The 13,750-nt window shown below is 35.3% G+C and carries 10 protein-coding genes; 1 reads left to right on the top strand and 9 read right to left on the bottom strand.

The window, feature by feature from the left end; genetic code table 11:
* Positions 1-3: 3 nt before the first annotated feature.
* The 3 genes from HNP81_RS16720 to HNP81_RS16710 all read right to left on the bottom strand — a co-directional run bounded on the left by HNP81_RS16720 (position 4) and on the right by HNP81_RS16710 (position 2,080).
* Complete coding sequence (locus HNP81_RS16720) at positions 4-699, bottom strand: DsbA family protein (protein ID WP_182503349.1); 696 nt, start codon at positions 697-699, stop codon at positions 4-6.
* Positions 700-809: 110 nt separating this feature from the next.
* Positions 810-1,667 (bottom strand): M56 family metallopeptidase, encoded by an 858-nt coding sequence (locus HNP81_RS16715; protein ID WP_246399405.1) that lies wholly within the window; start codon positions 1,665-1,667, stop codon positions 810-812.
* Entirely contained in the window at positions 1,667-2,080 is a 414-nt protein-coding gene (locus HNP81_RS16710; protein WP_182503347.1) for a BlaI/MecI/CopY family transcriptional regulator, read from the bottom strand. Before HNP81_RS16710 ends, HNP81_RS16715 begins: the two co-directional genes overlap by 1 nt.
* A gap of 696 nt (positions 2,081-2,776) precedes the next feature.
* Between HNP81_RS16710 and HNP81_RS16705 the strand changes: the two genes are divergently transcribed.
* Positions 2,777-4,144 (top strand): hypothetical protein, encoded by a 1,368-nt coding sequence (locus tag HNP81_RS16705; protein WP_182503346.1) that lies wholly within the window; start codon positions 2,777-2,779, stop codon positions 4,142-4,144.
* A gap of 109 nt (positions 4,145-4,253) precedes the next feature.
* On the opposite strand, the gene HNP81_RS16700 is transcribed toward HNP81_RS16705, so the two are convergent.
* From HNP81_RS16700 to HNP81_RS16675, 6 genes are all read right to left on the bottom strand, one after another.
* Entirely contained in the window at positions 4,254-5,234 is a 981-nt protein-coding gene (locus HNP81_RS16700) for a DMT family transporter (protein ID WP_182503345.1), read from the bottom strand.
* Positions 5,235-5,276: 42 nt separating this feature from the next.
* The gene (locus HNP81_RS16695; RefSeq protein WP_182503344.1) at positions 5,277-6,965 is read right to left on the bottom strand and encodes an amylo-alpha-1,6-glucosidase; all 1,689 of its coding nucleotides are present in this window, start codon (positions 6,963-6,965) and stop codon (positions 5,277-5,279) included.
* 261 nt (positions 6,966-7,226) lie between these two features.
* Positions 7,227-10,280 carry a glycoside hydrolase family 2 TIM barrel-domain containing protein gene (locus HNP81_RS16690; protein WP_182503343.1) on the bottom strand — a complete coding sequence of 1,018 codons (3,054 nt, stop codon included), beginning with the start codon at positions 10,278-10,280 and terminating at the stop codon, positions 7,227-7,229.
* Between the two features lie 242 nt (positions 10,281-10,522).
* Positions 10,523-11,344 (bottom strand): carbohydrate ABC transporter permease, encoded by an 822-nt coding sequence (locus HNP81_RS16685; protein ID WP_028390229.1) that lies wholly within the window; start codon positions 11,342-11,344, stop codon positions 10,523-10,525.
* The gene (locus HNP81_RS16680; RefSeq protein ID WP_182503342.1) at positions 11,344-12,270 is read right to left on the bottom strand and encodes a carbohydrate ABC transporter permease; all 927 of its coding nucleotides are present in this window, start codon (positions 12,268-12,270) and stop codon (positions 11,344-11,346) included. The genes HNP81_RS16685 and HNP81_RS16680 overlap by 1 nt, the downstream gene beginning before the upstream one ends.
* A gap of 166 nt (positions 12,271-12,436) precedes the next feature.
* Positions 12,437-13,675, bottom strand: coding sequence for an ABC transporter substrate-binding protein (locus tag HNP81_RS16675; protein ID WP_182503341.1), 1,239 nt, complete (start codon positions 13,673-13,675; stop codon positions 12,437-12,439).
* Between the last annotated feature and the right edge of the window lie 75 nt (positions 13,676-13,750).

The raw sequence follows: 13,750 nt of genomic DNA, 5'->3' as shown, positions 1-13,750 counted from the left end.
GGTTTATTTCCCCTTTGCAGCTTCATCAACCATTTGTTCTAATTCTTCAAAAGTGTTCCCTGCAAACTTTTTACCGTTAACAAAAATAGATGGCGTACCAGTTACGTTCAACGTATTAGCAGTGGACATATCTTTTTTCCAATCTTTTTCAGAAGATTTCGCTTTAAACGCCTTAACGACTTTCGCTACATCAGAATCATCGACGATTTCTGCCAATGTTTCTTCTAAGAATTTATCGGTAAACACATCCATTTTCTCATACTTTAGATCATCAGGTTGTTTACTGTATAATAGCTTATGAAATTTCCAGAAGGCTTCATTTCCTAATTCTTTATAAACCGTCTCAGCAAATTTAGCTGAACGGATCGAATCCACATTGATAAATGAAAAATTCATGAAATAAAATTGAACTTTTCCAGTATCGATCAAATTCTCTTGAATGTGAGGGAAGAAGTTTTCCTCAAAATTCTTACATACCGGACATTTATAGTCACCAAATTGAACAATTTGTACAGGTGCAGATGAATCTCCTATTACGGGCTGCTCAGTATAGTCGAAGGCAGCTGCTTGATCTTTTCCGTTAGACAAAAATATTAAACCGATGATACAAACCGCGATTAAGCCAATCACCCAAAAGATAAATTTCGATGATTGCTTTTGTTTTTTGTACGTTTGCTTACTTGATTTTTTATTAGCCATTGTCTGACCTCCATACTCTAATTTTTCCTTATTTCACATTATCGGTTACTAATTATGCACTACATTACGTAGTGTGATTAAGTAAAAAAGGTAGTGACAATTACAACTAATTACGTAATCGTCACGAATATCATCCCCATTAGCAGAAGCAATACATAAATCGAAATGACCATCGAGGTCGTTTTCAACCTTACCGGGATGGATTTCTTTGGTTCTACTAATTGCTGTAATCTAAAATTGACCGATTCATCAGAAAAATGAACCAAAGTAGGGCTAGCGTTTCCTTTGTAATAATTGTTAATTAACTTAAACAAAGCACTGCTCAAGCCTAGCTCAGAACCCATTTTCTGGATCGCATATTCGTCAGCCAATAGTTCACTCATAATTTTATAATTCTGATAAGACCATTTAGTTAGGGGAATGAACCAAATAGATTGGGCGATTAGTTGTAGAATAAAAATCTTCAAGGAATCATCATTCTTTTGATGAAAAGTTTCATGTTCCACTACAGCCACCAATTCATCGCTATCCAATATCTCAATTAAACTACTAGAAAGAACGATGCTAGGACTTCTAAAACCAAAAGTAAATGCGAACGACTCACTATGATCAATGACGATAATATCTTGATGTTGACGCTCATATTTTCGATTTAAGAAACTGGTTAATCCTATATTTTGTTGAGCGAATATCACTTTTTTAAACTTTTTCAACAAGATAAATTGTTCAATAATCTTGATCAACGTGATTAAGATTGTATAGGCTATTAATACATTCAATATAATCGTAACCAAAAAATAATAAAATGAATATTCCTTAAACAAACTTACGCAAAACTTAAAGACATTCACGTGAAGGTTTACTCCAAATAGAATGTGAGCGATGTACATCCCCATCTGGCTCCATATCAAAACAGCAATCAAAAAACTCAATCCTATGACAAAAAGGGACCGTTTCCTCCACCACATCACGACTTATCCCCTTTAAGTTGTTTAATCTTTTGTTCCAATTTATCGAGCAAAGTTTGGTCCACTTCTTCCATTGCATCTAGCATATGATTGATGACGACGCCACCAAATTCATCAAGCAGATTCTCGGTAATTTTTTTCGACTGCTCTTTAATAAAATCTTCTTTGGACTGAACAGGATGAAACAACGAAACCCTGCCTTGTATTCTCTTTTTCAAGACACCTTTTCCCACCAACCGATTCATAACAGTCATGACCGTATTGAAATTGATTGGTTTATCTTGATCCAAACGCTGTTGAACTTCCTTTATGCTTCGTTCATTTTCCCAGAGGATTTCCAAGATTTTCGCCTCTAGGGGTCCAAAGAAGCGATTTAGCCCTACCTCATCGTATTTAAAATTATTGATATCCATAATCCTCCCCCTCACCATAATACACTACACATTGTAGTGTATTAACTTAGCCGATTCAAGTAATAATATTCGTTAATTGACGATTACAAGAGTTGATTATTGAAGCGCAACCCCTGTTTTCCGTAAAGAAATGATGTTTGTGAAAATCAATGAGTCTCAGTTAGGACTACTCAAAAATTCATTTAAACTTGTAAATAGAACGAAGGGACTCTACCATTTTATTAACTTATTAACCGCTAATATTCGAGCTTTTTGGTCATGGAACCATTGAGCTTCATTATCTAAATTTCCAAAAAAATCCGTTTGTTCGCCTTGACATTTCACCATTTGACTGTGAAAATACCTATAAACTACGGTTGTATCTTAATGTTGTAATTTGATTAAAAGTGGGTGAACATCTTCCTGATACTAGCAAATATATGGTTTCCGTGACTAATTTTTGAGTGTACGGAGAGTTATTTTCCGCCTACTTACCCTTTTAGAACTAGGCTAATCGTCTACTCAAGACTTCTCTATATGTGTTCGAAAATCAATGACTTAAATGGCCTAATACTATTCTCTTTAACTAATGACTCTTTCAATCAGTTCGTGTATCTACCTTTTTAGTCTAACGATTTCCTATCAATGGAGTCACTTAAAAATAGCGAATTTTTCGTTTTTTTCATTAAAATAAAGCCCCTTAGGAGAACACAAATCATGATCGTGTTATATAGCTTACTTATCATATCTTATTTTCTGAACCTATTTATTCATTCAACATTCCTTACCTATACCATTGGTATTCTAGCATTAATTTCTTTACTATTTTCCCTTAAATCAGCTAAAAACTTATTTAAAGTCGTCGGTAGTATTTTTTTTGTTGTTGGTTTTTTTATTTTTATCTACCAGCAAAGGTCATTTACTGAAGTTCCACTCTACATGACTACAACCGTGTCACTGCTTGCGGTGTTTTATGTTCTTCCGTTTATTAACAGCATCATCATTGTTGGACGGTATGATCAACAAGTAAATAAGTTATTAAGAGTGCGGATTCACCATTTGGGGCAATTATACTATCGCAGTTCATTTGCCGCCTTTTTATTGGGTGGTTTTCTAAATATCGCAACCCTTCCCTTGCTTAAAACGGTCGTTCAAAAAAATCTTGTGGGAGAAACTCAAAACATCAAAAATCGATTTATTTCACAATCATTGCTTAGAGGATATTCTTTAAGTCTGCTTATAAGCCCAATGGAGCTTCTCGTAGTCCTAAGTGTTGAGTATACTCACGTATCTTATCCTGTTTATCTTCCTTGGTTATTTTTGATCACAGTCCTCCTGTTTGTCCTTAATTGGGTAATCGGGTTTAAGTCTTTTAAGCGTTATGAATTGCCTAACGAAACAAGTGCTCACAAAACAGAGGCTCAATCTGCAACCGAGATAGGGATTAATACGCGCATGTCTCGAAAAATCTTCTCACTTTTTCTCTATTTAATTGGTTTCATGATGACAATTGTGCTATTCAATCACATCTTTGATATGGGTTTTCTTCAAACAGTCGCTTTGATTATTATTCCCTTTTCATTTGTCTGGGCTCTCTCCATTAGACGATTGAAATCATATATCGCCTATTGCCTACCGTTATGGCAGATCCGAACAGTAGGTCTGACCGATAATATGGTACTTTTTCTATCAGTTGGATTTTTTACAAGTAATTTAAATGATTCAATCTTTATGAACTACATCCAAAAACCTTTTGAATACTTAACAACTACACCTATTTTACTTTTTGTATTTATTCAAATTTTGTTTATTGGGCTTGCGATGATTGGGTTTCACCCTCTTGTAACGATAAGTATACTTGGTGGAGTACTTGAACCAATTATACATTCAATAAATCCAGTTAGTGTCGGTCTCGTTTTAATGACCTCAGGCTTATCGACTACAATTGCCGGACCTTTTAATCTTTCTGTATCGTTAACCGCTAATCTCCTATCTATCAATTCATACAAAGTTTCGTTTTGGAATTTAGGATATGCGTTGATCATGAGCAGCATTGGAACAATCATTGCCATCATTTTATTATAATCTTTCGCATTAATATTATTGAAATAGCAATCTTTTACGTTAACAATTCATCTATCGTAATAAGCAGTCTCAAAAAAAAAGAATATGCCCAAAACTAGGCATATTCTTGCTATTTATACATTTGCTGATAAGTTTGTCGCCGTTTTTTAAAGAACAGCCAATCGCTGTTCCCTTTTTGATTAACAGTTGTTATACCTACAGCTACAAGGATCAATGCAATAAAAATATTAATCGTTAAGAGTTCATCCTGAATGAACATAGCAGATAAAATGGTACCGGCAACCGGCACAACAAATTTATAAAGAGACACTTCTCCAGCTTTGTTGTACTTTAGCAATGCTGTCCATAATGTGAAAGATGCTGCGGATAGTAATACAGCATAAATTAGCAGCCACCAAGCTTTTACTGTAAAGGTTAGAGCATTCGCCTCGAGGCTCGGGGTCCCAATAAGAAGCATAAGAAGCGAACCTACAAACATTTGCCACCCAGTCAATGCAACTGGATGTATATCAGCGGATAGGCGCTTGGACAAAAAGGTTCCTAAAGCACCGGCTAATCCTGAAAGTAGCATAAAGCCTTCCCCAAAGAAAGATAAATTAAGTGAGGCATTCTGGCCCCAGTTCGCAAGTATAATCCCGACAAAGCCTGCAACCAAGCCAAATATTTTTCGCCAATCCAAGCGATCGTCTGAGTAAACAAAATGAGCTAGGAACACGACGAAAAATGTTTCGCTTGAATTTAAAATAGCTGCTTTCATTCCCGAGGTATGAGCTAATCCGTTATAAAAAAAGAAATACTGTAAACTTGTTGATAATAGCCCTAAGCCAATAATAGCTGGCAATTGACGCCATCTCAATTTCAGCGAATTTTTATTAATGAAGAACATGATCACAAGCAACAACAGAGACGCCATCATAAAACGCATTCCAGCAAAAACAATTTTTGCTGCTAAATCATCTTCTGCCATGCCAAGTTCTTCATAACTAAATTTCAGAACAGGAAAAGCACTTCCCCATAAGATTGAGCAAAATACCGCAATTGCGATGACCCAATATCTATTTGATAAGAAGCGATGCTTTTGTTGTCTCAAATAGGTCACCTCCAAACCTCTCCATCCATCTTCGCCATCCGATTATTCGTGAGCGTCTTTCGCTTTTGTTCTATCATCTAATAGTAAAAGAAAAACACTTGAAGTCCATGTAAAGGATGTGTCCACTAAACCTTTTCCAGTAAGCGGATCGAAGTTTTCAGCCATTCCCCCAACAAGGGTAAGATCTAGGAATTTATCTCTAATTCGATTCCCTACTTCTTGATAGCCAAAATTTTGCAAAGCATCTATAAAGAGATATGTAACAGGCGCCCAAATTGGGCCGAGCCAATATCCATTTTCTTTATAGTACTTACTATTTACACTTTCAGTTGCTAATCCATACTTCGTTTCAAAGTTCCCTTCAAGATCTGCTACTAATTGATCCATCATGCTTTTCTCTAATCGGTACCCAATAATAACTGGTAGTCTTAGTATTAAGCTTGTTCTAATATTTATTTTCCTACCCTCTTTGCCAACTCGCCCGTAAAAACCGTCCTCATCATAATGCCTCTCCATTAGAAGCTCAAAAAGGGCGTCTGCTCTTTCTTTAAATCTCAATGATTCGTCTTTTTCACCTAGAATTTCTGCAAAAGAGGACAGGACATCATAAGCTCGAATTAAAAAACTAGTAAGGTCTGGCGCTTCTACAGGCATGCCCATATGAAATAAAGATGCATTATCCCACCCTGAATCATTCCCATGCTTATAGTGTGGCAATCTTCCTTCAACTGTTCTATATTGGTCAAAATATTCCATTACTTTTTTAGTAGACTCATAAACAGTTCTTAATCTATGTTCATCCTTAAAGTAATCATTCATTTTCATTAGCTTTTCATAGACATAAGCAAAGATAGGGGGTTTAATGCAGTTATAAGATATGAATTTATCATTTACAAAATCCGGATATGCACCTGACTCGTCTTGAGTCTCCATGAATATTTTCAACTGTGCGTATGCGAGTTCAGGGTAGCTTTTTCCTAAATTCAACGCATTAAAACAATTATCCCATGACCAAATATTATACATCCAAAGCTTCGACATATACATGGCATACTCTTTTAATATCCCATGTGGATGAACAACACTAGACCAAGTTATATAGGAAGCCCTCTCTAAAGAAGGTTGATAATCTGTACTTCCCATTTTCATATTGTCAAACCACTCTTTATAAAGCTGTTCAATTTTTTCTTTTCCTTTTATAAAAGGGGTATATTCCTTTTGTTGATAGACAGTTCTATAGCTTTCGATTACAAACTGCCCACTTTTCATTCGAATATCAATGAAATCATTACCAATAATATTCCAAGGTGCATCAACAGACATTTCACCCGAAAGATTTATTATCATTAACTTTAATTCCTTTGGATAAATATGGTATTCATACATCCCATCTTCTAATTCCATTAAAGAATCATATTTCCCTTTTGTAGCTCTCAACCTAAATTCTACATTCTGTACTTCAAGATGGATCTCATCTTCTTTGGGAATAATTATTTCTGCATAACCTTCTTCATCATCTTTTAAGGAGAATTTTAAGGATGTTTCTGAAGCTTGCACTACAAACTCCTTCTCAACCCCATCTTTTAAAATATCTATTTTGAATAGGTTTGATGGTGCGTCGTCTCCACCGTGTACATCCCTTATAAATATTTCCTCAGAATCTTTCTCCTTGGAAATACAGAAATAAGATCCAAATCTTGAAAAAGGTATTTCACTTATATCTAATTTCATCATCTTTCTCCTTGTATCGGTTATTAATTGATCAGTAATCTATCAGCGTATCAACGAATTTCAACAATGATTTCTTAATTAAATAAGCAGGGTCTCCCCTGCCTATTGATTCCCTACTTTTTATCCCGCATTAACGGAAAGTCAAGACCCCCACCTCTAGACTTGGAAGAATCGAAGAAGCGGAGTGGAGATATTAGCGACATTAGAACGGGACTAACAATCAGTGGGGGATGAAGACCCCCCACTGATTGAAGTTTCACTTTATCTAGCTCTGAAAAATTTACTTTCTTCTATAAGGTCTTCGTTATGAATCCTTCTTATTTCGAGTCCTATTTCAAAATCCTCTATTTGCACTCGATATTTTGGAAGCTGCTCTTCACCACAGCTATTGCTTCCTAGTCCACTTTGTCTATAGTCGATTGTTAAAACATTGTAAGGTGATTTTTCAATTTTTCCTCGATGCTTTGCTTCTTCCAATGCATTTGTTTCATAATCATGGATTGTAAAATCTCTTAACTCTTTAAAATTAAATAAAATCGATTGGTTCCCCTTTGTGAGCGCTAAGAAAGAGGTATCACATCTTGAACCATTTTCCTGCGGATATACATAATCTGTGTGCATTTCCTCTACGCATTTATGATAAAGACCAATACTTTGACTTCTCTTACTATCTTGATAACTTTCTGAATCTCCTCTTCCATACCAAGTCACATCATTGTACTCATTATTAAGATTCATCGAAATCCCTATTCTTGGCAGCATCTGAGGTATTTCATTGCCTCTCAATACCTTTTCACCCTTTAAGTGAAGGTTTAAAACACCATCTTGAGTGATTCTATAATGATAGATAAGATTAAAGCCCCATGCTTGGTTTATACTAGACATATATTTTTTAATCTCAACATCTACAAAACCTTCATTCACTTGATACTCGATCGAAACAAACTGTTCCTTAGCGTTTTTAAGGAAGTGTTTGTTTATCCAATCATCTTTCTTATACATATCATTATCAATGACAGCTCTCCATAGCGTAAGTTCAGGCCCCTTCTGAATAATTTCCTCACCATTTATTTGATAGGATAAAAGAATTCCATGAACCTTTGAAAAAACTGTTCTGAATTGATCGTTTTCGAGGATCAGCTGTGTCTGATCTTCCTCAATTTTCATCTCAGCATCTAGAGCTTTAGAGATATATTCTTTTTCTACCTTTGTAGCAGGAATTAGAAAGCTCTCGCTCGTAATAAGGTGGCCTTCATTTGCATAGAGGGTGCTCTCCGGCTCTAAATAACTTAAATAAATGCGAGCATCATCGTATTTTAAAGCGTTCTCGAGATTTATCGGTAATGTGATCTCCATTTCGTCCTGAGCGGCTATACTCTGTAAGGAGATCGTCTTTTCTTCAATCAATTGATCAAAAGATTTAACCATAATGTGTAAAAGGATCCCACTTAGGTTTCTAAAGTCATATCTGTTTTTCACCTTAATCTTTAAATGATTGAGGTCTATCTCTTCAGTAACAATTGGTTCGATGACTTTCTTGTATTCAATCAGTCCAGGTGATGGTGTCCGATCCGGAAATACTAAACCGTCAATACAGAAGTTTCCGTTTGTCGGGAAGTCTCCATAATCGCCGCCGTATAAATAATATACATTTCCAGCTTCATCTACTTGTTGAATACCATGGTCATACCATTCCCAGACGAATCCACCCTGCAGTCTTGGATATTTTCTCATTATTTCTTGGTATTCTGTCAGTCCACCAGGTCCATTCCCCATTGCATGGGCATACTCGCATAATATATGTGGCTTTTTCCCTTCGGAATCCTTACCTATTTCTTCAAGTGCATTTAATCTCGTGTACATCGTTGTATAAACATCACTATAGGCAGCAACACGATCGCCTTCATAATGTACTAATCTAGTAGAATCCATTTCTTTTATCGCATCATACATAGCAGTGAAGTTTCTGCCAGCACCTGATTCATTACCTAAGGACCACATGATGACACTTGGATGATTTCGATCTCTTTTTACCATTCTGACTGCTCGATCAACATATTGCTTTTCCCACAATTCATTATCACTGATCCAGTTATAATTTCCTGTGTTTTCAAATCCATGGCATTCAAGATCGGTCTCATTAATGACATATAACCCATATTCATCGCATAAGTCATAAAACACATCATTATTCGGATAATGAGCTGCTCTAACGGCATTTATATTATGCTTCTTCATTAAAAGAACATCTTGAAGCATATCGTCATAAGTTACAGTCCTACCCATTGTCGGATTGAAATCATGTCGATTCACACCATTAAAGAATATTCTTTTTCCATTTAATCTAATTTCATTATCAATAACATTAATAGATCTGACCCCAAATCTTACTGGGATGATCTCTTTTTCACCATTTTTTAATTCATATTCGAGGGTTGCAACATATAGATTCGGCTCTTCCGCATTCCATAATAACGGATTTACCATATTTCTTAGCACTTGGAATTTGCCGTTTTCAACTTCTATCGTAAAGTCATCTACCCTTTCATCTTTTTGAAAAAGGGTAACCTTCATTTCTGTAACTTCACTAGTTAAAAACTTACCAGCTACTTTTAGAGTAAAGTTTTTATAATCTTCGTCTGGTATTGTTTCAATATAAACATCTTCTAACGTATTCGTATTCATTCTAAATAACTCAACACTTCTAAAAATACCTGAAAGCCACCACATATCTTGATCTTCTAAGTATGTTCCATCTGAAAACTGGTAAACTCTAACCGTTAATCTATTACTGCCGTTTCTTACATATTCGGTTATATCAAATTCTGAAGGCATTCTAGATCCTTTACTATAGCCAACTTGTTGCCCATTCACATATAGATCAAATGCTGAATCCACACCATTAAATTTTAAGACGATTTTTTCTTCCTTTATATTTTCCAAAATTAAGTCTTTAAAATAGATACCTGTAGGATTTTCCTGTGGAACAAAAGGTGGATTAATAGGAAATGGATATAATACATCTGTATAGTGCATCTTTCCATATCCTTGTATTTGCCAACATGACGGAACTTCAATAGAATCTAAACTATTAATCTCAAAATCTCCTGTTTCAAAGTTCAGTGGTGAAAATTCTGGCGCTTCTAGAAAAAGAAATTTCCATTCTCCATCAAGCAACAGATATCCTTTACTCATTTCTTTATTTAATGTAAGTGCCTCACTAAATTCACGATATCTATAAAAATCAGTATGTGCTGATAACCTGTTTATACCTGTAAGATGGATGTTTTCCCATCTCTTCATTTCACGTTTCATTTCATTTTCCTCCGCATTTTTTCTGTAATAATAAGGCTATGTTAAACAATATTGTTATTAATAAGATTTTTGGCTCATTCGTGTGAAACCGCGGTTTCACACGCCTTTGGGCTGTGCCCAAAGGTAGCTCGAACTCCATGAAACGAGAGGGAAAGCTCGCTTTCCCCCATCGTTTCATGGAGTTCGAGCTAAAATGAGCCAAAAATCAACAGAGTTATATAACATAGCCAATAATAAAAAGGTTACTTAATTGATCCGCTAACACCCTCAACAATATATTTCTGCGCAAAGGCAAATACGATAACCGGCGGAATAATCATGACTAAAGTCATCGCCATAATAGGTATGATTTGCAACTCATGAACACCTTTGAAAGATGCTAATCCAAGAGCCATCGTATATTTTGATTGGTCGTTTAAATAAATTAATGGTCCTAAGTAGTCATTCCAAACTAATAAAATATTTAAGACAGCGATCAAAGTTAAAGGCCCCTTCATAATCGGAAGGAAGATTTTATAAAATATTTGGAATTCATTGGCACCATCAATCCTAGCTGCACTTTCCAAATCCTTAGGTATATTCATTAAAAACTGTCTAAGCAAAAAGATATTATAAGCAGAACCGAAGAATGCTGGGACTATTAATGGTTTTAAAGTATTGATCCATCCAAATAAATTAAATTCCATATAAAGTGGAATCATCGTAACATCCCATGGAATCATCATTGTTGACAAAAGAAGGATAAACAAAATATTTTTATATTTAAAATCATATCTTGCAAAGCCATAAGCCACTAATGAACAGGATATTATTTGTCCGATCGTAGTCATCACCGTAACAATGACTGAGTTCATAAAATATGTTCCAAACGGCTGACTTTTCCACGCTTCGATGAAATTACCGAACTGCGGAACATCCGGGAGAAACGTAGGAGGAAAGCTAAATGCTTCTCCTTCTGTCTTTAGCGCTGTTATTAACGCCCATGCAAATGGAAATAGGAAGTAAAGTGACAAAATGACAAGAATACTATAGACGATTATTTTATGGCTCTTTGTAATTCTCATTATTTTTTACCTCCTTTTTTCATTTCAGCTTCATAGAACACCCATGTTGATGATGATTTAAAGATGAGCATTGTTAATATTAAAATAATAATAAACATAAACCATGCGTTTGCACTTGCATAACCAAGCTGATGATGCTTAAATGCGTTGTTATATACAAATAATCCATAAAAATATGTTGATTTTAAAGGTCCCCCACCAGTCAAAAGTAAAACTAGGGTTAATTGTTGTAACGCTGCGATAACTGATGTAATTACATTAAAAAGGATTGTAGGTGTTATCGTCGGAATTGTTATATTAAAAAACTGTCTTAACGGTCCAGCTCCATCAATTGATGCTGCCTCATAAAGTTCAGGGGGGATCCCCTTAATATCCGTATAGAATATCAGCATCATTGTCCCTACTCCCCAAGCACTCGCGATAACAATTGTTACGATTGCCCACTTTGGATCAATGAGCCAACTTGGTCCTTCTATACCAATGAGCGATAATAAATAGTTTAGAACTCCAAATTCAGAATTAAAAATCCAACCCCATATGATCGATACTGCAACACCTGATACAACAGCAGGAAGATAGAAGATTGTCCTAAATATCTTAACTCCCTTGACTGGTTGTGTAATGAGGAGCGCAAGCACCAATGCAGAGATTAGGTTAAGTGGTACGAAAATTGCTGCAAATTTAAATGTGATCACTAAGGAATCATAAAACTGAGGGTCAGCTGTAAACATCTTAGTAAAGTTATTAAGACCAATAAACTTTGCTTCTCCAGTTATCGGCCAATCAAACAAACTCATGATTAATGAAGATCCTAAAGGTCCTAAAGTGAACACTAAAAATCCGATGATCCATGGTAGGATAAACAAATATGGTACTCTTTTACGTACTAATGTAAAACTAGGTTGTTTTTCCTTTTTTTTTAACATAAATATTCCCTCTTATTTTAGAATGACCTATGGAAAATAAGAATTCCCATCATAGCTTGAACTTAATTACAAGGGCTATGTAATTAAGCCCTTGGTAAAATGATGAGAATATTTTCTCACCCTACCACTTACTTTTTTAGCAATGGGTAAACTTTATTTAACAGCTTTATTTAACAGCTTCATTTAGAGCTTTTTTCGGATCAACTCGTGTACTTGGATTAAAGATTTGCTCAAAGACAAACCCTAAATTTTCTGATACTTGACTCCAGTTTTCAGTAATAAATGACGCTGGTGTATAGCCTTCACTTTGTTCTAGCATTGAGTAAAATACACCTTTAACTGGATCCTCTTGTAGCTTTTCTTCTTCTACTACACTCTTTAATACTGGTAATTCAAATGCTATTCTTTCTTTATTTGCTTCTTTTCCAGTCCAAAACTTCATAAATTCAAAAGCAGCTTCTTTGTGTTTAGAATCTTTAGACATAGCTATACCTGACGAACTAACAATACTTACACTTTTACCATTTTCAAAAGTCGGTACTTCAACAACACCATAATTAATACCCGCTTCTTTCAATGGAGAAAGATACCAAGCACCATTAATAAACATTCCTACTTTTCCTGATTTCATTTCAGTATCGCCTGAACCTTCAGTTGTGATTGCGTATCCGTCTTTTAACATGTCTTGGAACAATGAGAATGTTTCAATTGATTTCGTTGAATTCAGATTACCCTTTAACTTTCCATCACTGTCTACGTAAGAAGCACCATTGCCCCATAAGTACATTTCAAAATCATATGGATCAGGTTTACCAGGGAAAGCAAATCCAGTAATCTTCTTGTCCTTATTCGTTAACTTCTTAGCTGTTTCTTGAAGATCTGCCCATGTCCATCCAGCCTGTGGATATTCAAGTCCTTTTTCATCAAAAAGATCTTTATTATAGTAAACAACATGGGTTGTATAGCCTACTGGAAGTCCAAGTGTTTCTCCACCAACAGAGTTATAGTTCCATAAAGATTCATAGAAATCAGACTTATATTCTTCTCCGTTTTTATCAATATAAGAATCAAGTGGCTCTAAAGCATCCTTATATTGCGGATAGTTCCACATATACATCACATCTGGTGCATCCTTTGCACCTATACCCGCAGTGATTTTTGTGTCATATTCCCCTCCATAGGCCTCTAAAACTACTTTTATTTTTTCATTTTTAGCATTAAATTCATCGATGAGATTTTGCTGCAATTGAACATCATTTCCGACATCCCATGTAGCAAACCTTATCTTTACTTTTCCGTCTTCTGTTGCTTCATCACTATTACTTTTTGTTGAGTTACATGCTGATAATAATAATGCTAGTGCGATAGTAAATAGTAAAATTAATTTCATTTTTGATAATTTCATATGATCCCCTCCTGTAATTTTATATCCTTAAGCTTTTTATAGTATTGCCCATTTCGCACATCGGGCGCTTCAGCC

Source organism: Peribacillus huizhouensis (assembly GCF_014138605.1).
In the GTDB taxonomy this organism is placed as follows: domain Bacteria; phylum Bacillota; class Bacilli; order Bacillales; family DSM-1321; genus Peribacillus; species Peribacillus huizhouensis.
Note: the sequence above shows the minus strand (reverse complement) of the source record. Positions and strands in the feature narration are given on the sequence as shown.